Annotated in this window: 19 protein-coding genes and 1 other RNA gene; 10 read left to right on the top strand and 10 right to left on the bottom strand. The window is 71.3% G+C overall.

The window, feature by feature from the left end; genetic code table 11:
• Window positions 1–79 precede the first annotated feature (79 nt).
• Window positions 80–559, top strand: an RNA gene (gene rnpB, locus WG209_RS19210) — RNase P RNA component class A.
• A 155-nt stretch (window positions 560–714) separates the two neighbouring features.
• On the opposite strand, the gene WG209_RS19205 is transcribed toward rnpB, so the two are convergent.
• The gene (locus WG209_RS19205; protein ID WP_337176700.1) at window positions 715–1,179 is read right to left on the bottom strand and encodes a DUF3592 domain-containing protein; all 465 of its coding nucleotides are present in this window, start codon (window positions 1,177–1,179) and stop codon (window positions 715–717) included.
• A gap of 241 nt (window positions 1,180–1,420) precedes the next feature.
• Between WG209_RS19205 and WG209_RS19200 the strand changes: the two genes are divergently transcribed.
• Window positions 1,421–2,323: a DUF6528 family protein gene (locus WG209_RS19200; RefSeq protein ID WP_337176699.1), complete on the top strand. Its 903-nt coding sequence runs from the start codon at window positions 1,421–1,423 to the stop codon at window positions 2,321–2,323.
• Window positions 2,324–2,335: 12 nt separating this feature from the next.
• Complete coding sequence (locus WG209_RS19195; RefSeq protein ID WP_337176698.1) at window positions 2,336–3,736, top strand: sialidase family protein; 1,401 nt, start codon at window positions 2,336–2,338, stop codon at window positions 3,734–3,736.
• On the opposite strand, the gene WG209_RS19190 is transcribed toward WG209_RS19195, so the two are convergent.
• Window positions 3,702–4,100 (bottom strand): hypothetical protein, encoded by a 399-nt coding sequence (locus WG209_RS19190; RefSeq protein ID WP_337176697.1) that lies wholly within the window; start codon window positions 4,098–4,100, stop codon window positions 3,702–3,704. The two genes, WG209_RS19195 and WG209_RS19190, sit on opposite strands and share 35 nt — an antisense overlap.
• A 1,207-nt stretch (window positions 4,101–5,307) precedes the next feature.
• On the opposite strand from WG209_RS19190, the gene WG209_RS19185 reads away from it, so the two are divergent.
• A complete protein-coding gene (locus WG209_RS19185; protein WP_337176696.1) occupies window positions 5,308–5,961 on the top strand; it encodes a PEP-CTERM sorting domain-containing protein in 654 nt (217 codons plus the stop codon).
• Between the two features lie 111 nt (window positions 5,962–6,072).
• Complete coding sequence (locus WG209_RS19180) at window positions 6,073–6,489, top strand: hypothetical protein (RefSeq protein WP_337176695.1); 417 nt, start codon at window positions 6,073–6,075, stop codon at window positions 6,487–6,489.
• A 150-nt stretch (window positions 6,490–6,639) separates the two neighbouring features.
• On the opposite strand, the gene WG209_RS19175 is transcribed toward WG209_RS19180, so the two are convergent.
• From WG209_RS19175 to WG209_RS19165, 3 genes are all read right to left on the bottom strand, one after another.
• A complete protein-coding gene (locus WG209_RS19175) occupies window positions 6,640–7,668 on the bottom strand; it encodes a biotin--[acetyl-CoA-carboxylase] ligase (RefSeq protein WP_337176694.1) in 1,029 nt (342 codons plus the stop codon).
• 268 nt (window positions 7,669–7,936) lie between these two features.
• Window positions 7,937–8,836: a carboxylating nicotinate-nucleotide diphosphorylase gene (gene nadC / locus WG209_RS19170; RefSeq protein ID WP_337176693.1), complete on the bottom strand. Its 900-nt coding sequence runs from the start codon at window positions 8,834–8,836 to the stop codon at window positions 7,937–7,939.
• A 29-nt stretch (window positions 8,837–8,865) separates the two neighbouring features.
• Window positions 8,866–9,912 carry a hypothetical protein gene (locus tag WG209_RS19165; RefSeq protein ID WP_337176692.1) on the bottom strand — a complete coding sequence of 349 codons (1,047 nt, stop codon included), beginning with the start codon at window positions 9,910–9,912 and terminating at the stop codon, window positions 8,866–8,868.
• Window positions 9,913–10,137: 225 nt separating this feature from the next.
• Here WG209_RS19165 and WG209_RS19160 point away from each other — a divergent pair, with 225 nt between their 5' ends.
• Complete coding sequence (locus tag WG209_RS19160; RefSeq protein ID WP_337176691.1) at window positions 10,138–11,337, top strand: hypothetical protein; 1,200 nt, start codon at window positions 10,138–10,140, stop codon at window positions 11,335–11,337.
• Between the two features lie 16 nt (window positions 11,338–11,353).
• Here WG209_RS19160 and uvrB read toward each other — a convergent pair whose 3' ends face one another.
• Both uvrB and WG209_RS19150 read right to left on the bottom strand, forming a co-directional pair.
• Window positions 11,354–13,414, bottom strand: coding sequence for an excinuclease ABC subunit UvrB (gene uvrB, locus WG209_RS19155; protein ID WP_337176690.1), 2,061 nt, complete (start codon window positions 13,412–13,414; stop codon window positions 11,354–11,356).
• A gap of 278 nt (window positions 13,415–13,692) precedes the next feature.
• Entirely contained in the window at window positions 13,693–14,004 is a 312-nt protein-coding gene (locus WG209_RS19150; protein ID WP_337176689.1) for a hypothetical protein, read from the bottom strand.
• A gap of 363 nt (window positions 14,005–14,367) precedes the next feature.
• On the opposite strand from WG209_RS19150, the gene WG209_RS19145 reads away from it, so the two are divergent.
• Both WG209_RS19145 and WG209_RS19140 read left to right on the top strand, forming a co-directional pair.
• Window positions 14,368–14,829 (top strand): helix-turn-helix domain-containing protein, encoded by a 462-nt coding sequence (locus tag WG209_RS19145; protein ID WP_337176688.1) that lies wholly within the window; start codon window positions 14,368–14,370, stop codon window positions 14,827–14,829.
• Between the two features lie 488 nt (window positions 14,830–15,317).
• Window positions 15,318–16,520: a peptidoglycan-binding protein gene (locus tag WG209_RS19140; protein WP_337176687.1), complete on the top strand. Its 1,203-nt coding sequence runs from the start codon at window positions 15,318–15,320 to the stop codon at window positions 16,518–16,520.
• A gap of 19 nt (window positions 16,521–16,539) precedes the next feature.
• On the opposite strand, the gene WG209_RS19135 is transcribed toward WG209_RS19140, so the two are convergent.
• A complete protein-coding gene (locus WG209_RS19135; protein WP_337176686.1) occupies window positions 16,540–16,908 on the bottom strand; it encodes a helix-hairpin-helix domain-containing protein in 369 nt (122 codons plus the stop codon).
• A gap of 46 nt (window positions 16,909–16,954) precedes the next feature.
• On the bottom strand, window positions 16,955–17,461 hold the full coding sequence (locus tag WG209_RS19130; RefSeq protein ID WP_337176685.1) for a PEP-CTERM sorting domain-containing protein: 507 nt from the start codon (window positions 17,459–17,461) through the stop codon (window positions 16,955–16,957).
• 1,085 nt (window positions 17,462–18,546) lie between these two features.
• On the opposite strand from WG209_RS19130, the gene WG209_RS19125 reads away from it, so the two are divergent.
• Together WG209_RS19125 and WG209_RS19120 are read left to right on the top strand one after the other, a co-directional pair.
• The gene (locus tag WG209_RS19125; RefSeq protein ID WP_337176684.1) at window positions 18,547–19,221 is read left to right on the top strand and encodes a tetratricopeptide repeat protein; all 675 of its coding nucleotides are present in this window, start codon (window positions 18,547–18,549) and stop codon (window positions 19,219–19,221) included.
• A 14-nt stretch (window positions 19,222–19,235) separates the two neighbouring features.
• Window positions 19,236–19,580 (top strand): hypothetical protein, encoded by a 345-nt coding sequence (locus WG209_RS19120; RefSeq protein ID WP_337176683.1) that lies wholly within the window; start codon window positions 19,236–19,238, stop codon window positions 19,578–19,580.
• 16 nt (window positions 19,581–19,596) lie between these two features.
• On the opposite strand, the gene WG209_RS19115 is transcribed toward WG209_RS19120, so the two are convergent.
• Window positions 19,597–21,015, bottom strand: coding sequence for a cobyrinic acid a,c-diamide synthase (locus WG209_RS19115; RefSeq protein ID WP_337176682.1), 1,419 nt, complete (start codon window positions 21,013–21,015; stop codon window positions 19,597–19,599).
• Between the last annotated feature and the right edge of the window lie 261 nt (window positions 21,016–21,276).

Here is a 21,276-nt window from a genome sequence, read left to right as displayed (position 1 = left end):
GAAACCCCCTATCATTGATGGAGAGGGCTCGCGGCGGGGACGATGATCGCCGCGGCGCCCCGGGGCGGCTCGGGATCGTCGGGGAGACTCGGCGATCGCGAACCGTCCCGGGGGACGTGCCGCGGAGGAAAGTCCGGACTCCAGAGGGCGCGGTGGTGGGTAACGCCCACCGTCCGACGTTCGCGCGTCGGATAGGGACAGTGCCACAGAAAGCAAACCGCCTCGGCGATCGGGCCTCGGCCCGCTCGTCGCGGTAAGGGTGAAACGGTGAGGTAAGAGCTCACCAGCAGGCCGGGCGACCGGCCTGGCTCGGAAAACCCCACCGGGAGCAAGACCAAATAGGGGAGCAGCGGGGCCCAACGGCGGCCAGCGGGATCCGGGCGACCGGCCCTCGCGAACCGTCGTCCCGCACGGGTCGGCCCGGCCCGTCATCGACTCCCGGGTAGGTCGCTCGAGGCGTCGGGTAATCGACGTCCCAGAGAAATGATCATCCGAGGCCGGACGAGACGGTCATCCGTCTCCCCGACCTCGACAGAATCCGGCTTACGCCCCCCGCCGCGACGCCCTCTCTCATCATCTCCCCCCGGCCCGCCGCCGGGGTCGGGGCCTCGCGCGCCTCGTGTTGCGGAGAATAGACAACCGTCGGACGATCGCGGTGGACCGGGAGCGGCATCGGATGAACCTTCCCGACATCCTGCGCGTCGGCCGGACGGATCACCCGCCCTGGATGCTCGCCCATACCCCCCAAGCCAGCAGCCATGTCGCGATCCATATCATGACGGCGGCGACCAGGGCGACGCGTCCCCAAAAGGCGAGTCCCGATGTCACTCCGGTCTCGAGCGTCGATCGGCGTGGCTTTCCGGGATCGTAATAGACGATGACCTCGGATCCAGCGGGGTACTTTTCCAGGAGCGCGGCGTCCGTCGAATTCAATGATCCGAAGAAATGGCGTCCGCCCTGGAACACCCGATCATCCACGGTGTATTCATACTTGAGTCGGATCTGGATCGGCTCGCCGTCTTCATTGCGCGGCTGGTAGTGTTCCAGCACGCGCCCCCTGGACGCCCTGAATCTCGATCGGCTGGAACTGGCGATATACAGCGTCCTGAGCCACATCAGGATCGGCACGCTGGCCGCCAGCGTCGCGATCGCGACGGCCGCCTGATTGTAGGTGGGCATGGGCAATGATCCACCGCGACCGCCAGGACGACCCGCGCCTCGAATGGGATCGCGTCCCGGGTCGCCCTCGCCGCCCTTCCGACCTCGATTATCCTCGGGTGCCGGCCGGGCGTCCAGCGCGACGGCGAGCCCGCCGAGTCGGCCGTTCACCGCTTGATCCTTGACTCCGCCGCCGGGCCGCGCCAGATTACGGGTTCCCTCGAGCCCACGCGCCCCGCCAAACATCAAGGAACCCCCGCGAGTGAATCGCCTAACCTTGATCCCGATGTTGCTCGCGCTCCTCGCGTCGTCCGCCCCGGCCGCGAGCGACGACGCCCTGCTGCTCTGCGGCTTCGAGGAGGTCTTCGCGGTCTCGCCGCGCGCGCTGGCGGCCGGGAAGGTGGAGAAGCTCTGGAGCTGGAAGGCCGAGGGCCGCGAAGGGCTGCCGGAGGCCGTCGCGCGGCGGTTCGGCACCACCGACGATTGCAAGCCGGTCCGCGACGGTCGGCAAGTCCTGATCACCTCGTCGGGGGGCGGCTGCGCGCTGGTGGACTACCCGTCGGGCGCGGTGAAGTGGTCCGCCGTCGTGGAGAACGCCCACTCGATCGAGCTGCTGCCGGGCGACCGCGTGGTCGTCGCCGGCTCGACGGGCGCGAACGGCAATCGCCTGGTGCTGTTCGACCTCGCGCGACCCGACGCCCCCATCTGGCACGCGCCCCTGCATTCCGCCCACGGCGTCGTCTGGGACGAGCCGCGCCGGGCCCTCTGGGCGATCGGGTACGACGAGTTGAGGCGGTATAGCCTGGCGGATTGGGACTCGGACAGACCCTCCCTGAAGCTCGAACGCACTCACCCCCTGCCCGACGACGGCGGCCACGACCTCCAGGCCGTCCCGGGGTCGAACGACCTCGCGGTGACGACGCACGCCACGGTCTCGCTGTTCGACCGCGAGACGGGCGAGTTCCGCCCTCACCCCGCGCTCGGGGGGCGGAAGCACGTCAAGGCCCTGGCCATCCATCCCACGACCGGCGAGACCTATTTCGTGCAAGCGGACTCCCCGGAGTGGTGGTCCCGCTCGCTCCGATCGCTCGACCCGCCCAGGACGATCCCCGTCGAGGGGGAACGGCTCTACAAGGCCCGCTGGCTCATCGACGAGAAGCGGTAGAGAGGAAGCCTCATGCGAATCCGACCCCTCCTCGCCGCGCTGGCGCTCGCCGCCCCGTCGACCCCCGCCGCGATCGGCCAGGCGACGCCGCCGGCCGTGATCAAGGACGCGGACGACCTCCGCGGCCGGATCGCGACCGAGTTGAAGGCCACCGACCCGGACTTCGTCGTCTTCGTGCCGAAGGTCCGCGAGGGGGAGACGGCCGACACCGGCAACGAGCATTTCCTCGTCTTCGACGGCCCCGACGGCTCCCTCATGGCGGTCTGGACGCAGTCCTCGGTCGAGAACTACTCGGCCGCCCTCCCGCCCGACCAGCACATCGCGTTCGCCCGCAGCGACGACGAGGGGGAGACCTGGACCGAGCCGCGCGTCGTCGCCGGCCCGGAGAAGCCCGGCGACGGCCCCATGGCGAGCTGGGGCTACCCCCTGGTCTCGAAAAAGGGACGCATCTACGTCCTCTACAGTCAGCACATCGGCAAATTCGACACGTTCTTCCACCACACCGGGTTGCTCAAGGCCGTCTACAGCGACGACGCCGGCGAGACGTGGTCGGCCCCGCAAGAAGTCCCCGTCGCGCGGAGCAAGCACGACAACCCCGACCCGTCCATGCCGCCGAACATGCTCTGCTGGCAGAAACCCCTGCGGCTGGGCGAGGGGGGCAAGTACCTGGCCGGCTTCACGCGCTGGACCAGCTACGCCGTGATCCCCAACCCGCTGAAGGACTGGCGCGCGGCCGACTCCCGCGTCGAATTCATGCGGTTCGAGAACGTCGACGACTCGCCCGAGCCCCGCGACCTCGAAATCTCCTGGTTCGCCCGCGACGACGACGCGCTGACGGTCCCCTTCCCCGGCCACCCGGAACGGAGCGCCTGCCAGGAGCCGTCGATCGTGAAGCTGCCCGACGGCCGCCTGTTCGTGGTGACGCGGACGGCCGCCGGCAGCCCGTACTGGTCGCAAAGCCGCGACGGCGGCGAGACCTGGACGGAGCCCCGCGTCCTCCTCCGCAAGGACGGCGGCGCCCCGCTGCTCCACCCGCTCTCCCCCTGCCCCATCTACGACGTCGGCGGCGAGGCGGCCGGCAGCGGCCGGTACGCCCTGTTCCTGCACAACCACGACGGCCACTACAAGGGCTTCGGCCCGAAGGACACCGGCATGCACCGCCGGCCGATCCACCTGGCCGCCGGCCGCTTCCAGCCCGACGCCGACCAGCCCGTCTGGTTCGACGAGCCCCGCCTCTTCATGGACCACGACGGCGTCGCCCTGGGCAAGCCCGGCACGCCGGGGCGGCTCGACCTCGCCATGTACGCCAGCTCGACCGTCCGAAACGGCCGCGCGGTCCTCTGGTACCCCGATCGCAAGTTCTTCCTCCTCGGCCGCGTCATCGGCGAGGAGTGGTTCCGCCCGGTCCCCTGAGCCCCGGCGCCGGGGGGATCGGCGCGGGCATTGGCACAGGCATGGGGACCGCATCGACCGTCGGGAAGGCCGGCACGATCATCCCCGGGTCGATGTCCGGCCGGGCCTGGTGGATCATCCCCTCGTCGATCCCCCTCGGCGCGGGGACGATCATCCGGCGGAAGCCCGGCGCCGGCATGGGCCGCGCCGGCCGGAAGTCCCATCGATACGGCTCCCAGCGCAACCCCGGCGGCCCCTCCGGGCGCTCGCCCCAGCCCATCCCCGCCGACAGCCCGACGAGCACCAGCCCCGCCCCCAGCAGCCCGCGCCCGGGGGCCTTCGATCGACGCTGTTCGAAATCCGGATCGATATGACGGGTCGTCATGGCATCCTCCTCGTTCCGAAGGTCTACCTCCATTACGGCCGGACGAGCCATTTCTTAGGATGCGTCCCGCGACCGACACGTCCCATGGGCGCGCCTATCGGGAGAATAATCTCGAAAACCTGAAATCTCGACCCGCACGCCGCGGACCATACGGATGATCGATAAGCAAGTTCTTTGACATCCAGGAATCGGTTAAGGCACGCGGGGGAAGCTCCGATCAATCGCGCCGCCATCGCGTCCGCGCGTCGCACGTCTCGGCGCGCGACGCGGTGCGACGGGGGGACGCGCCCGCGCCGCGGACGACTCGCCCCGAATCGTCGTGACGACTTCGCCCACGAAATCACTTCGAAAACGACGAACGAAGCCAAGCTTAAATCACCCCAAGTCCTTCGTGGCATTTAAGTTGAGAGCGCAACCAATAAACACGCTCGCGACGAACGAACCCACGCTTGTGGAGCCCCCCATGGAGATCCCCCCATGTCCATGCTCGGCCGGTTGTCCAGGGTGGCTATGCTGCTCGTCGTCGCCATCGCCTCCTTCCTCGTTACCGTCGCTGTCACGGGCAGCCTGTTCTGCCTGGGCTACGAGTATTTCGAGACCCAGGCCGCCCTTCGCCAGGCCAACGCCCCGGGACGCGCTGGGCAGCGCGACAAGGGCGAGGATGGCCACGCATACGCCGAGAAGCGCCGGCTCGCCCGAGAGTATCTCCCGGGTGCCGTGGGCTTGATTGCCCTGATCTCCGTCGCCGGGTCCTGGGAGTCAGCCCGGCTCGGGCGAAGCATCAGTCGAGGAAGTCGGGGGCTGGATCGTCCGACCCACACGCGAGCGGGCGACGTGCCCGCGCCGGCCTGCTCGGGGCGATCTTGGTCGGAATGGGCTTCGGCGTCCTGGCCTACTTCGGCCTCGGGTACTTCCTGGTTTTCGTGCTGGACGACTGACGGTCAAGCATCCAGGGCCACCCTCGCAAGTCCGCCGCCGGAGAGAACCTCGGCGTTCCGCGGCGACTAACCTGAAATCGGGACGCGAGAGAATTCCTCGGTGGCCCGCGCATGGGACAACGCACGTGCATTCTTCCACACCGAACAAACACGCTATTCATAACTACGCAAGCGCTTTCATGGACTACGGCATGAACATTGACCCGATCCATGGGATCGCGGATGATCATGGGCGCAAGAGACGGCGACCTCATTTCCCGGAGCGCTCGATGACGCGACTGATCCAGCGATCGGCCATGGTGGGCTTCCTCGTCCTGGCGTGCCAGGCCGGGGTCAGGGCGGATTTCGTGGTCGATTTCGACGATGTGACGGCCCCCGATCTCTATGAATCGGTGACGCCGGGCGGGGCGCACGGGCCGACATTCGCGCGCCCCGGGGTCACGTTCTCGGGCGGCGTCGTCCTGCGGGGGTCGAGCTTCAGCGGGGCCGTGACGTCCTCGCCGAACCTGTACGCCACGTCCGACAACCTAAGGCTCGCCGACGAGAGCAGGCTGCCGGGCGTCATCGGCGGATCGCTGGACGTGCCGGTGTTCGGGATCGGCCTCGACGTCTACAACGCCCTCCCCAACGGCAACAGCATGGCGGCCTTCACGCTGACCGCCTTCGCGGCGGACGGCTCGACGCTCTTCATCGATACCGTGCGGCTCTTCGACCTCCAGCTGGGCCGCCTACAAGGCGCTTCCTCCACCGCCATCGCCCGCTTCACCGTCACGACGACCCAGCGGCCGGTGGGGACCAACTTCTCGATCGACTCCGTGACGTTCACCACGGCCGCCATTCCCGAGCCGACCGGCGTGGTCTTGCTCGGATTGGGCGTCGTGGGGGCCGGGGCGGCCTGCCGTCTCCGGCGAAAGGCCGCTTGACCGGCGGGATCGCTCGCCACGAAGCGCGGGGGGACGAATCCCACGACCCCCTCCAGGGCGACAGGTAGGCGACACGACATCGCGAGCCTCCATGCCGGCCGGAGGTGCCCCGTGGAAGACGATCTCGATCGGATGGACGCCCTCGCCAGGGACTCGGCCCTCCCACGCTCCCGCATCCGCTTCCTCGCCGAGGCGGATGGATCGGTCGTCGATCGGGTCGCCCGTGGGGTGGTGTTCGTCATGGCGTTCTGGAGCGGCCCCTCGCGCCGGGCGTTCCGCCACCTGACCGAGGTGCTGGCCGCCCTGGACCCGGAGGGTCGGCTGGAGTTCGTCGTCGTGGACGCGGATGGATGCCCGGCGCTCCACGACCGGGCGGAGTTCATCGGCCGGATGAGCGGGGCGGGCGAGACGGCATGGGTCAGGGATGGGCACATCCTCTGTGACTCGGGCCATGGCTATAACCCCGAATGTTTCGGTCCGAACACCAGCAAGCTGCTGGCGGCATGCCATGGCTCCGGAAATCCTTGAGCGGCCCGGGCGACGAGGCCGGTCGGAGCTAGCTCGCGAGATCCCCCATCGCCGAAAGCTCGATGACCAGGATGAGGCATGGGCCCCGACCGAGCCGAATTTCGCCTTGCGTAACCTGGATCGGCGGCCGGACATCTCGGGCGTCGGCGACTACTCCCCGGGCCCCAGCGCCGCGACGGCGTCCAGCGGCACGCGGACGAGGGCCGAGCCCGGGGCGGTCTCCAGGGCGAGACCGTGCTCGAGGTCGACGTCGACGAGGCGGCCGGCGAGGATGGCCGTCGGCGTGGCGACGCGGACGGGCCGGCCGAGGTGCTCGCAGCGCGACCGCCAGGCGGGGGCCAGCGCGGAGGGGCCTTCGCGCAGGCCGGCTTCGTACCAGCGATCCAGGCGTCGGATCAGGTCGCGGGCCAGGTCGGAGCGGTCGAGGGGACGGCCGGCGAGGATGCCGAGCGACGTGGCCGAGTCGCGCAGATCCGGGGGGAACGCCTCGGCCGGGACGTTCACGTTCAGCCCGATCCCCACCACCGCGGCGGCCGGGCCGTCCGGCCGGATGACCCGCTCGACCAGCACGCCGCAGAGCTTGCGGCCGTCGACGCGGACGTCGTTGGGCCACTTCACGACCGCGTGACGCCCCGTGCGCTCGGACGCGACCTCGGCCGCGGCGATCGCCCCCACCAGCGTCAGCCAGGCCGTCCCCGCGCCGGCGTCGCCGGCCGAGGGCGCCAGGTTCTCGGGGGGGAACAGCAGGACCGACATGAGCAGGCAAGAGCCGGCGGGCGCGACGAACGACCGGCCGCGACGCCCCCGGCCGGCGGTCTGCTCCTCCGCCAGCACCACCAACCCGTCGTTGGCCGTCGTCGCGGCCCCTCGCGCGGCGAGGTCGTTGGTGCTCTCCACCCGGCTCCACACCGCCACGCGACGGCCGACGCGCGTCGTCCCCAGCTCGTGCTCGATCTGGTCCGGGCAGAGCCGGGGCGACGGCCCGCGATAGGCGACCTCGCCGTCGCGACGCTCCAGGTCGAAGCCGAACGCCGCCAGCGCGTCGACCGCCGCCGCGACCTTCGAGCGATCGCCGGGCAGTTCGTCGAGCCGCGCGAACCCCGACGCCGCGCGCAGGCGATCCAGCAGCGCCACGTCCAGGACCGGCGGCGAACGATCGGCCCAGGTCCTCATAAGCATCGGCCCATGCGGTTCACGGACCGTCTTGATCCCGGGAGCCTGGCCTCGATAACGGTCTTCCCCCCTGGCGGGGGAAGACAGACTCCGAAGGAGTCCGATGAGGGGGAGCTTGCCCGGGGGGCCTCGGAGTTCGCGCCTCCGCGCAAGCCGTCATGGGCGGAAAACGCTCCGCGAAATCCGTTGGCCATCCCGTTCGTCCCCCCCTCATCCGGCCCTTCGGGCCACCTTCCCCCTCCAGGGGGGAAGGCCGTTGGATCGCGATCGGCGGTCATGGGGCCTCGAAGGACGCGTCGAAGGCGACGTCCAGCGCCACGGCCGAATGCGTCAGCGCGCCGACGCTGATGCGGTCGACGCCCGCCCGCGCCCTGGCGGCGATCGTGTCCAGCGTGATCCCGCCGGACGACTCCAGCAAGACGCCCGGCGCCCGCGCGTCGCGACGCCGGACGGCCTCGGCGAGGGCGTCGGGGCCCAGGTTGTCCACGAGGATGATGTCGGGGCCGTGGGCCAGGGCGACGTCCAGTTGGTCGAGCGTGTCGACCTCCACCTCGACGACCGTCCCCGGCGGGACGGCGGCGCGGGCGGCGGCGATGGCGCGGGCGATCGCGTCCCCCTCGCCCGTCGCGGCGAGCCAGGCCAGGTGGTTGTCCTTGATGAGCACGGCGTCGTACAGGCCGATCCGGTGGTTCGACCCGCCGCCGCACCGCACGGCGTACTTCTCCAGCATCCGCCAGCCCGGCGTGGTCTTGCGGGTGTCCAGCACCTTCGCGCGGGTCCCCTCCACCTCGGCGACGAACCGGGCCGTCAGCGTGGCGACCCCCGAGAGGCGCTGGACGAAGTCGAGCGCCGTCCGTTCGAGGGCGAGGATGGAGCGATAGTCCCCCTCGATCTCCGCCACCAGGTCGCCGGCCCGGAGCGCGTCGCCGTCGGCCTTGCGCGGGCGCCAGCCTGGGACGCCGAACTCCTCCAGCAGCATGGCGACGACGGGCAGGCCGGAGAGGATCCCCGGCGTGCGGGCGACGAGCCGGGCCGACCCGCGGGCGCCTTCGGGGATGATGGATCGGCTGGTGATGTCGCCGGCGTCGCCGAGATCCTCGGCGATCGCCATGCGGATCAGCTCGCGGGCGTTGGCGCGTTCGGCGTCGCCGAAGCCGGGCTCGGGGGGGGGCATGTTCGGTCCTCGATTCGGGCGGCCCGACGTCATTGGGGGGCGGGGCCGTCCGCGTCCGTGGGGGGGACGATCCGGGGCCTGGGGAGGGCGGCGTCGGGGGGGGATTCCAGGACGGGCGTGTCGATCTCCACCCGCCCGGCCGGATCCTCGCCGCGGAGGGCGCGGGCGGCGATGTACACGGCCTTCCGGAACAGCCGGTCCTGGGCGTAGATCCCGGCCGCGGCGTACGTCCCCACCGAGGCCTGGGATTTGGCCGTCGGCTCGTCCCAGGTGTATCCGGCCGGGACGAACGGGCGATCGGTCCCCACGCTCTCCGTGGCGGCGTCGGCGGCGGCGACGAGCGACGCGCCGTCGGTGGCCAGGACGAGCGTCACCCCGGGACGCGACTTGACGGCCTCCGCGACGGCCTCCGCGACCGCGTCGCCGGCGGCCGTCGCGTCGGCGTCGACGCGAAGCTCATCGACCTTCGCGACCCCCGCGGCCCCGAGGGCTTCCTTCAGCGCCGCGACGCGGTCGGCCACGAACGGGTCGGCGTCGGGCCGGACGACGACCAGAGCGCCGGACTTGGGGTCGAGCTTGCCGTTGGTCGCGTTCCGAATCGCCAGCGCGACGATCCGGCCCGCCGACGCCTTGAACGGCGAAGGGGCGATGACGACCTCGCGGCCGGGGCCCTCGGAGTCCCCGGCCAGCGACCGGCCGAGCGCCAGGACGAGCAGCCCCTTCGCCCGCGCCTCGGCGACGGCTTCCTCCAGGTCGGCGTCGGGGTCGGCGGGGGCCTCGACGATGAGCGCCGGCGGCTGGCGCCGGGTCGCCGCGCGGACGGCCTCGGCCTGCTCTCCGGGCCTCGGCTCGGCGACCTGGATCTTGACCGTGTCCAGCCCGGCCTGGACCATCGCGCCGGACCTGACCGCCTCGGCCGCCACCTCGTCGGACCTGGGGACCGGCACGACCTCGAAGGGCTTCGTCCCGGCGCGGACGACGTTCCCCCACGCGGCCTTCGACGTCGGCGACGGCGGCGGCCCGCCGCAGCCCGAGGACGCCGCCAGCGCGACCGCGATCGCGACAATGCCCCCCAACCCCGCGCCAGCTCGACCGAGACGCGCCATGCCCCAATTCCCCCGCGACGACCTGGGATCCCGACACGAACGTAGTGTATCCCGACTCGCCGCGCGCGAACATGGGGAGGATCGGAACGTCGGGGCTTGCTCCACCTGAGGCGATCGGCGAGCGGACGCGCCCCCCTTCACCGCCGAGACGCCTCCCCCCCCGAGCGGGAGGGGGGCACGACCGGAAGACCGACCATGACGCCGCCATCCCGCCGGGAGTTCCTCGCCGCCGCGACCGCCGCCCCGTTCGTCCTCCGATCGGCCGAGGACGGGCCGCCGGCGGCCTCCCCCGCGCTGCTGGAGCGGATCGAGGCCTTCCGCCCCGGCCGGCTCGGCGCCGACTTGGCCGCCCTCCGCCCGCGCGACCGCATCGGCGCGAGCCACGTCGCCGGTCTGTACGCGCCGGGACAGGGCAGGCCATTCCTCGTCGAGGGGGCCGAACGCCTCATCGCCCTGGGGACGCGGGCCGCCAAGTTCTGGTTCACGCCCCGGACGATCGCGTCGAGCTACCCATGGGGGTCCGACTGGGGCGGGGGCCGCGACACGTTCGTCGAGCTGGCCCGGACGGACGACTTCCGCGCCGTGTTCGACCTCCCCTTCTCCGTCATCGCGCTGGAGGCCCTGCTCCCCCATGATGAGGCCTGGCGCGACCGGGCCCCGGACGGCCCAGAGGCGGTCGAGGAGTCGGAGCGGGCGATATACGACCTGGCCCGCCACCTCCTCGCCGAGTATCGCGACCGGCCCGTCACCTTCATCCTCCAGAACTGGGAATCGGACTGGCGATTCCGGGGCGCGACGGCGGAGACCTGGAGCCCCCCGGCCGAGGAGGTCGAGCGGCTGTCGGACCGCATGGTCCGCTGGCTCGCGGCGCGGCAGCGGGGCGTCGAGCGGGCGCGGGCCGAGCACCCCGGGGCGCGGTGCCGCGTGGCCCACGCCGCCGAGGTCAACCGCGTGCTCGACGGCTTCCGCGGCGTGCCGAACGTGACGCGGAACGTCCTGCCGCGCGTCGAGCTGGACCTCGTGTCGTACTCCTGTTACGACGCCCTCGCCTCGCCCGCCACGCTGGCCGTCGCGATCGAGGAGATCCGGAGGCACGCGCGCCCCGGCCCGCTGTTCGGCCCCGGCGCGGTGATGCTCGGCGAGATCGGCGTCCCGGAGAACGAGCAGCCCGAGCGGATCGCCGAACGTTGGGACGGCTGGATCGGCGTCGCGCTGGCCCTCGACGTGCCGTACGTCTTCCAGTGGCAGCTCTACTGCAACGAACCCCGCGCCGGCCGACCCCGACCGGACGTGCCGATCCGCCGCGCGGACGAATGCCGGGGCTTCTTCCTCGTCCGGCCCGACGGCACGCTCGGCGAGACGGGCCGCCTGTTCGCCGGATGGTGGCGGGCCTGACGCGGGCGTCCCGTCATCACCCCCGCTTCTTGCCGGCGCGGGCCTTGGCCTTCGCCTTGGAGCGGGCGCTCTGGGCCTGGGGGCTGGGGGCGGGGCGGGCGGGGCCGCCGGAGCTGGCGGAGCGGAGCTGCTGGATCTTGTCGCGGAGCGCCGCGGCGCGTTCGAACTCCAGCTTCTCGGCCGCGTCGAGCATCTCGGCCTCCAGCGCCGCGAGGTATTCCTCGCTGGCGTCGGTGGCCTCGTCGCGACGGACGACCTCGCGGGTGATGGTCCGGGCGTGGATCTCCTCCTCGATCCCCCGCCGGATCGCCTTGACGATCGATTCCGGCGTGATGCCGTGCTCGGCGTTGTAGGCGAGCTGGTGCTTCCGCCGCCGCTCGGTCTCGTCGATGGCCCGCTGCATCGAGGGGGTCATCTTGTCGGCGTACAGGACGACCTCGGCGTTGACGTGCCGGGCCGACCGGCCGATCGTCTGGATCAGCGAGGTCTCGCTGCGGAGGAACCCCTCCTTGTCGGCGTCCAGGATGCAGACCATGGACACCTCGGGGAGGTCCAGCCCCTCGCGCAGCAGGTTCACGCCGACCAGCGCGTCGAAGGCGCCCTCGCGCAGCTCCCGGAGGATGGTCACGCGCTCGATGGCGTCCAGCTCGGAGTGGAGCCACTTGCAGCGCAGGCCCTGCTCCTTGATGTACCGCGAGAGGTCCTCGGCCAGCCGCTTCGTCAGCGTGGTGACGAGGACGCGCTCGTTCCTGGCGGCCCGCTTCTTGACCTCCTCCAGCAGCGCCGGGACCTGGCCCCTGGCGGGCTCGACGCGGACGACCGGGTCGATCAGGCCGGTGGGGCGGATGACCTGCTCGACGACCTCGCCGCCGGACGCCGCGATCTCGTAGTCGGCCGGCGTGGCCGAGACGAACATCCGCCTGGCCGGCTTGGCTTCCCATTCGTCGATGCGGAGCGGCCGGTTGTCCAGGGCGCTGGGGAGCCGGAAGCCGTGGTCGACCAGCGTCAGCTTGCGGCTGTGGTCGCCGGCGAACATGCCGCGGATCTGCGGCAGCGTGACGTGCGACTCGTCCAGGATGAACAGGCTGTCGGGGGGGAAGAAGTCGAGCAGCGTGTTGGGGGTCTCGCCCGGCTTGCGGCCGGAGAGGTGCCGCGAGTAGTTCTCGATGCCGGAGCAGTAGCCGACCTCCAGCAGCATCTCCATGTCGTAGCGGGTCCGCGCGGAGAGGCGTTGGGCCTCCAGCAGCTTCCCCTGCTCCTTCAACTGCTGGACCCGCTCCTCCAGCTCCTTGCCGATCGCGTCGACGGCCCCCTGGATGCGCTCCTCGGGCAGGACGAAGTGCTTGGCCGGGTAGACGTACAGGTCGTCATGGGTCTGGACGACCTGGCCGGTGAGGGTGTCGATGGTCGCCATCCGCTCGACCTCGTCGCCGAACAGCTCGATGCGATAGCCGATCTCCTCGTACGCCGGCCAAAGCTCGATGACGTCCCCCCGGACGCGGAACTTGCCGCGCTCGAAGGAGACGTCGTTGCGGTCGTACTGGATGTCGACGAACTTCATCAGCAACTCGTCGCGGTCGACGATGTCGCCGAGCTTCAGCCGGACCATCATCTTGCGATAGTCTTCCGGCGAGCCCAACCCGTAGATGCACGACACGCTGGCGACGACCACGACGTCGTCCCGGCTGACGAGGGCGCTGGTGGAGGCGAGCCGGAGCCGCTCGATCTCCTCGTTGATCGAGGCGTCCTTCTCGATGTAGATGTCGCGCTGGGGGATATAGGCTTCGGGCTGGTAGTAGTCGTAATAGCTGACGAAGTAGCGGACGGCGTTGTGGGGGAAGAACTCCTTGAACTCCGCGTAGAGCTGCGCCGCCAGCGTCTTGTTGTGCGACATCACCAGGGCGGGCCGGCCGTACTGGGCGATGACGTTGGCCATCGTGAACGTCTTGCCCGAGCCGGTGACGCCCAGCAACGTCTGGGCCCCCTTCCCCTCGCGCAGCCCCGCGACCAGCTTCTCGATGGCCTGGGGCTGGTCCCCGGCCGGCTTGTAGGGGCTGACAAGCTGATACTGGCTCATCGCGTGGCTGCCTCGTCGCGGCTTCCGAGCTTCCCATGAACGTCGGTCCAGGCACCCTAGTATACTGACGGTCGCGGGAAAAGTCTCCGGGAAGGGCCATGGGCCGTTCGATGCCGCCCCCGTCGGAACCCGACGACGATGCCCCTTCTCCCCGCGTCGGAGAAGGCACCCAACGGCCGGACGGGGGGGCGACCAGAAGCCGGCGGCGCCATGATCCCGTAGGCCGGGTCGAGACCCAGCTCGGACGAGGAGTATCCCATGCTGTGTCGCGGCCCAGCCTACGGGACTGGATTGGGGCTATCGACGCGACAAGCGCGGCCCACGGCCGCCGCGATCAATAAGCCCGGTCCGGTGCCGAGCGCGAGAGCCCCCTGGCTGAAAACCTCCCAGGTCGCTCCCTCGGCCAGCAGGAAAGCCAATCCAACGCCGAGGAAGATTGCGCCGCCCACGAGGCAGAACCGACGGAACGTCTCGTCGCCCCAGCAGCCGACGATGGTGAAGCACCAGCAGATTGGAATCAGCAGCAACGCGCCGACACGGCTGATCCATGGCCATTCGTCCCACTCCGCAGAGAGGGCGAACGATGCCATGGATAGCGCGGAGCTAAAAGCCCAGGCCAAGGCGAATAAACGCTCCGACACGATGGTACGTTCCCGCCGTGAATGACCCGCGACTCCCCGGGGTAAGTGCCCCTGCCCCTTCCCGGAGCGGATCGAACTGAAGACAATCGTCGGGCCTTCGGTAGACCAGGGAAGCATCCGGTCAGGTATCTGGGTTGTTGTGGCCCTCACGGCGGCAGCTCGTGGACACGATCAGGACAAGTTTCATGAACCGACCGCCCTATCCGCTCGCCGTCCCGCCGCCCATCTTCCGCAGCGCCGCAGCGTGACGCAACGCCCGTTCGGCCACCCCTCTGGCCGGCTCGACCACTTGCATCCGAGAGCAGTTGCTAAATGAAAGCCCCGACCACGCGAGCGTCGCCCACCAAGTCCTACATGTGGCTCGTTCGGATCTTCCCGCTGACGCCGATCCGCGATGACGACCACGCCCGCGACGCATCGAGGATGCTCGCTTACGTCCTGTCGCTGAGCGAGGAGGATCCGGGGGTGGTCGATTATCTCGACGTCCTCACGACCCTCGTGGAAGCTTATGAAAGCCGCGGCCCGATCCCGGACGGCTCGCCAACCGACGCGCTGGTGATACTGATGGAGCAGCGGGGGTTGACCGCGTCGCGGCTGGCGTCGGAAGCCGGGATCGGCCGAGCGTCCCTGGCAAGCGCCCTGCGCGGCGTCCGGCCCATCTCCGCCGCGCAGGCCGTCAGCCTCGGCGAGTACTTCGGCGTCGCGCCGCAAGTCTTCCTCCCGGATCGTGGCCATGACTCCCCGCGCCCAACGGCCCAACCCGGCGAGAAGTAATTTCGCGAATCATGAAATCTCCGCCCCCTCGCCGCGGAGCGTTAGGGGTGATCGTAAAGCCGCTCTTTGAAAACCTGGAATCGGTAGAAGGGCGAGGCAAGGCCGTCGCGACGCACGCGCGGTCTCGGCGCCACCGCGATCCGACCCCGGCGCGCGGTCGGCCGGGCCGAGTTGACCAGGCTCCCGGACGCGCGGGCGGGACGCATGGCGACGATCGCCGATGGGGATCGAAAACGCATTCGAAATTGACGAACGAAGCCAAATCGATTTCGCCTCAATCCACTACGCCAAATTGACTTACAGTGAATTCCGTCGAGTGGCGCGATAACGAACGAAGCCAACGGCGGGCGACCCCGCGTTGACGCGGTCATAAGAGTCGATCCGTCGTGAAGCGGGCGACCCCGCGTCGGTCGGCGGGCTTGCGGGCGGGCCGACGGGTCGCCACCATCGATGGGACAATTGACGTCCCATCCGATCGGAGCCCCACCATGATCGAACCGGCCCGGATCGCCGCCCGCGGATTGCTGCTGACCCTGGCGCTCGCCGCCGTCCCCATGTACCAGGCTTCGGCGCAGGCACCCGCCGCCGGTCGGGCTCGCCCCGACGCCGCGACGGGATTGAAGCCGGGCGACGGCGGGCCGGCGGTCGAGGATCTTCAGCGTCGGCTCAACCTGAAGCTGGAGCCTTCGCCGAGCCTGGGGGTCGACGGCGACTACGGCGAGGCCACCCGCGCCGCCGTGTCGCGGTTCCAGCGCGAGAAGGACCTGCCGGTCACGGGCGTCGTCGACGCCGAGACCCTCAAGGCGCTGGGGGACGAGAAGCTCGACGAGCCCAAGATCCCCGCTCCGGAGGTCGTCAACGCCGAGACCCCGGCCAAGCAGCCCGCCGATCCCATCGACGGCCCGCCGTTCGTCTCCGCGAAGGCGTGGGCGATCGTCGACGGCCGCACCGGCTCGCTGCTCGAGGGCCACCGGCATGACGAACCGCTCCCCATGGCCAGCACCACCAAGATGATGACGGCGCTGATCGTCGGCCGGATCGTCCAGGCCGAGCCCGAGGCGCTCCGCGAGGTCGTCACCTTCTCCGAGCGGGCCGACCGAACGCCCGGGTCGACCGCCGGCGTCCGCGCGGGGGAGAAGGTACCCGTCGAGGAGTTGCTGTACGGGATGATGCTCCCCTCGGGCAACGACGCCACCGTCGCCTTCGCCGAGCACTTCGGCGGCCGGCTGCCCGGCGAGGGGGAAGCTTATGACCGCTTCGTCGCCGCCATGAACGCGGCGGCCGAGGAGTTGGGCATGTCCCAGACCCGCTTCGCCAATCCCCACGGCCTCCCCGCCGATGGCCACCACGCCGGCGCCGGCGACCTCGCCCGGCTGGCGATCGCCGTGCTCCAGGATCCCCTGCTCGCGAAGGTCGCCGCAACGCCGAGGCGCGGGTGCAAGCTCGTCGACGCCGACGGCAACGAGCGGAACGTCGTCTGGAACAACACGAATCGCCTGCTCGGCATCGAGGGATACGACGGCGTGAAGACCGGCACGACGAACGCGGCCGGCAACTGCCTGGTGGCCAGCGGGAGCCGGGGCGACGACCGCCTGATCGTCGTCGTCCTGGGGGCGGCCACGTCGGACGGCCGCTACCTGGACGTCCGCAACCTGTTCCGCTGGGGATGGGGCCGGCTCGGCGGCCGCTGACCCTCGCGCGAAGGCCGGATCAGCGGCCCTCGGGGGACGCTCCCGGCCCGACGCGCAGGTGGGGGGCCAGCCGCGCGAGCGTCGCGGGGCCGACTCCCCGGGCGCGACGGGCGACGTCGGGGAGGTCGAGGAACGGGGCCTCGGATCGGCGGGCGTCGATCTCGGCGGCGAGCGCCGGGCCGACGCCGGGGAGTGCCGAGAAGACCTCGATCGGCGCGGCGTTGATATCCAGCACCAGGGCCGGCGGGCGCGCGGGCTCGGCCCGTCGCGAGGGGGCCAGGGCGGCGACCGCCAGCCCCGAGCCCATCGCCAGGGCCGTCAGGACGCCTCGCGCGGCGGGCGACCAGGGGCCGGCCGCCGCGAGGGTCGTCTTATTGTGGGTGGTCATGGGCGGCCCCGCCGGGTCGGGACGTGGAGTCCGTCTCGCGACGAGGTTACACCTGGCCGGCGGCGGGCCGCAAGGCCGTCGCCCGTTCGCTGGATCGGCGACGGAGCCGGACGACGCCCACCCCCGCCACCAGGATCGCCCCCGCGAGCATCAGGAACGCGGAAGGCTCCGGGACGGCCGGGAGTTGCGGGACGACGGGGTTGGGATTCGTGCCCGTCCCGCCGCCGTCGGGCGGCACCGGCGGGACGATCGGTAGCGGGGGGACGATCGGCGCCGGGGGCGGGTCGATCGGCGGCACGGGGACATCCGGGGGGATGAACGGCGGCGGGACGATCGGGACCGGAGGCCGGTTGTACTGGGTCTCGATCATCTTGCCGATGTTGGGATGGTAGAAGTTGAAGCGGTTGGCGTTGAGGCTGTGGCGGAATTGCAGCATCCGCCACATCCGCGTGTCCGGGAGCCGGCCGTCGTTGGCGGCCTGGTATTTCTGGGCGGCGAAGATCGGCGCTGCATGCCGGATCTCCCATTTCGACGGCGGGACGATGAAACCCATGTTCGCGACTCCTCGGCGCCGCTGCGGCGCCCCCCATCCATCCGTGAATACGAGGCTCAGGCGGCCCGATGCTTCACTTCGGTAACTCAGATGGATCCCAAGACGAATAGGCCCTTCCCGGCCGGCCAGGCGCGCGGAATCCCCGGCGAGAAGGCGACGACCGGGTCGGTCGCGGCAAACCTCGCTTCAGGCGATTCGAAGCCCCTCCGCCATCCTGGGCGGGGAGGCCATGTCCGCGCTTACGTCCTGCCGGATGGCTCCAGGTCGGGTGGACAGACAGCCTTCCACATGCAAGCAACCGTCCAGCCACATTCCGTCAGCTTCTACGGCTCTTCCCAACTCGTTGTGCCGCGCGATCCCGAGAAATCGGAAAATCGCGGAAATCAACATCCTCTCCCTGAATGTCGCTTTTGATCATCGCGAGGCGTCCTCTCCTCCCGGATGTGGCGACTTTAACCCAAATTCCCAAGGCTGAAAAGTCTTCTTAGTCGTCCCGAGGAAGGCTCCATGCAGTCGACCTATCTTGTTGCCCCCCATGGGCGACCGCTCAGTCCACGCCCCCTCGCGTCGCCGCGATGGGCGCGGAATTTTCAAGATATTTCGCCGGCCGGCCGACGCGCGTGGGGTTGCGGGGTCCGGTGGTTGGGTGGAGAAATTCGATCCCCGGGGTTTCGGACGCTTGGAGCGGCCCGACGCGCGCTGTAGACTCGGCGACGATGACACGCCAGAACCCCCGCGGCCGAACGGGATGGGCCGCGGCCCGCTGACTCGCCCCGCGTTGCAGACGGAGAGACGCCTCGGGAGTCGTCCGGCAAGCCCCCCCGCCCTCCCGGCGCGACCCGCCCCCACGGGCGACCAAGCGTCCGGGACCCGGGCCGCCGATCGAACCGACGAGGAGCCGCGTTATGGCCGACGCCCCGCCCCCGAAGGTTTACCGTCGCGGACGGTCGCCGGGGCCGGGCCGGGCGTCCCGTCGTCTCGCGATCGCGCTGGCGGCCTGGGCCGTCGCGGCGTCCGGGGCGTGGGGGTCGTGGGGAAGGGATGGCGATCCGTCGCGCCAGGGTCTAAGGGTGGGAGCCGCCGGCATGTGGGGACCTCATTCCGGGCCGTTGCTGATCGAGTACTACGAGGCGTTCCTGCGCGACCGCGACCTCGCCCGGTTCGGCGAACGGGTGGCCGCGCGGTACACGGAGGAGACGCTCTGCCGGGTGCTGGCCTCGTCGCCGCGGTCGTCGGCCCGGCGGGGGGCGGTCCTGGCGCTCGGGGTGCTTGGGACGTTCGACGGCTGCAACGCCCAGCTCGGCCGGGCGCTGCGCGACGGGGACTCCGTCGTCCGCACCATGGCCGAGCGCGCCGTGTGGGTCGTCTGGTTCCGCGCCGACACGCCCGAGAACAACCAGACGCTGGAGGAGGTACGGGCCCTGGTCGCGGCCGAGCGGCCGGACGAGGCCATCGAGCGGGCGTCGCGGCTGATCGCCCGCGCCCCGCGGTTCGCCGAGGCCTACAACCAGCGCGCCATCGCCTACTACCAGCAGGGCCGGTTCGCCGAGAGCGCCGAGGACTGCATCCGGACCCTCGCCCTGAACCCCTGCCACATCGGCGCCCTGGGGGGCCTGGCCCAGTGCCAGCTCAACCTGGACCGGCCGCGCGAGGCCCTCAAGACGCTCCGCCGGGGCCTGCGGCTCCAGCCCTACAGCGAGGCCCTCGGCGAGGCCATCCGGGCGGTGGAAACCCGCCTGGAGTCCGACGGCACCCGCTGACCCGAGCACGAATCATGGCCGTCCCCTATTATGACAACCTGGAGGCCACGCCCGTCGGCGGCCTCACCTGCATGGTCGAGGTCGAGCGGATCTACGGCTTCGACTGGGGACGATTCGGCGCCGCCGACTGGGACGCGCTGGCGCGATCCTACGAAGGGCTCCCCGGGGGGCTGAGGTGGTCCCCGGACGGACTGCCGATGTGGTTCGGCGACGACGAGGATCTGCCGCCGTTCCTCACGGCGTCGGTCGAGCCCCCCGGCTTGCAGGTCTTCGGGGTCCTCCCCGAGGCCGACTGGCTCGCCTGGGACGCGCGGTTCCTCGCCGCGACCGCCGGTCTCCCCGCCCGCGATCTCGCCTGAGCCGGGGCGGGCGGCGTCAGGCGTCGGGCTCGGGGCGGCGGACCGGGGTGGGGCGGACGAGCGAGGGGTGGTGCGGGCCGGCGAAGGCCGACACGACCTCCGGCAGCGCCGCCAGGTGCAGGTGGACGAAGCTGCCGACGGCGTGGTGCCGGAAGTAGAAGTCGCCGTCGCCGGAGAGCCGGCCGGCGCACGAGGGGCACTCGAACGCGGCGGGGCTGAACGTCAGGTTCCAGCGCCCGCTGCGATAGCCCCGGACCTGGGTCCCGCGCGGGCCGAGCCAGGAGTCGCGCGTCAGGGTGCGGACGACGCGCTCCGGCGGCCGGGGGGCCGGGGCGAACTCGGCGTCGACCGGGAGGATCCCCGCGCCGGGGAACCGCTCGCCGTCGACCACGATCGACCGGCCGAGGTAGGCGGAGCCCCCTCCCTCGGTATAGATCCGCTGGCCGCGGCAGACGTGCTGGCGCAGCGAGGCGGCCATGCTGAAGTTCGACGCCAGGGCGCCCGCGTATCGCTCGGCCAGGCCGCAGCCGATCATCACGAGGTCGACGCGGTCGGGGAGCGAGCCGTCGCACAGCGGCGAGAACTCGACGAGCTGGGCGCCCATCGCGGCGAGGGCCTCGAACGTGTCCGGGAAATAGCAGCCGAACGCCTCGTCGCGGGCGAACGCGACCCGGAACGCCGGCGCGCCGGGTGGCCGACGGAGGGCGGGCCGCTCGACGAAGTCGGGGTACGGGCGGCTCGCGGCCAGGGCCTCGATCGCCGGCAGGTCGGCGTGCCGCAGGAAGCTGGCGGCCAGGGCCTCGACCGCCTCGCGCGGGAACGTCCCCGGGGGGGCGGATTCCACCTCGCGGCGGGCGGCGGGGAGCGACTCCACGGCCCCGACGACGGGGAGCCCGCTGGTCAGCCGGACCAGCCGCCGGCATCGCTCCAGCTCCTCGGGCGAGTCGACGCCGTCCAGGATCACCGCGGCGGCGCCCCGCGGCGGGCGAGGCAGGTGGAACGTCCCGCAGCGCGAGCCGCCGACCGACGCCACGGCCACCACCGGCAGGTCCAGCAGGCCCACGAGCGGCCCGAGATCCCCCGAGGCGGGGCCCGCCGGCCAGACCTCGGGGCAGGCCGGGGTCTCGGCCGCCCCGCCGCCGTCGCGAGGGCCGTCGAAGGTGCCCTCGACGACCGCGAGGCCCGCCGAGCGGACACCGCCGGCCAGGAGCGTGAGGCAGACGTCCGGCGGCATCAGCCAGGTGTCCAGGTGACGGCCGGGCATGCCGGTCGCGTGGGCGACGACCTCGGTGGGGGTCGGGCACGCCCGCGCCCGGAAGTGCTGGACCCGCAGGCCCCGCGCGGTCAGGCCGGCGATGAGGGCCAGGCCCGCGATCGAGGGGTCGGGCCCCGACGTGGACGTCGCCAGGGCGATGCGGGGGACGGGCGTCGTCATGGAAATTCGCGATCCACCGCGCCGGGCGAGCGAGCCGGCGCCTGACGTCGAGATGTCGCGGGCCGGACCGGGGGCTCGATTCGACCCCCGCGTCGTCGCCGTGGGCTCGGGGCTCGGCCGGTCGGGTTTCCGGGCTTGGGCGGGCTCGCCGCCGTCGAAATCCTGGCCCCAAGGACCGTCCGTCGGCCCGTCCCAATGATAGGGATCCCGCCCCCCAGGTCAAGGAGGCCGCGGGGCCCCGCCGGGCGCGACTCGGCTTGC

The sequence above is a fragment of the Paludisphaera sp. genome (assembly GCF_037189885.1).
Taxonomy (GTDB): Bacteria; Planctomycetota; Planctomycetia; order Isosphaerales; family Isosphaeraceae; genus Paludisphaera.
Note: the sequence above shows the minus strand (reverse complement) of the source record. Positions and strands in the feature narration are given on the sequence as shown.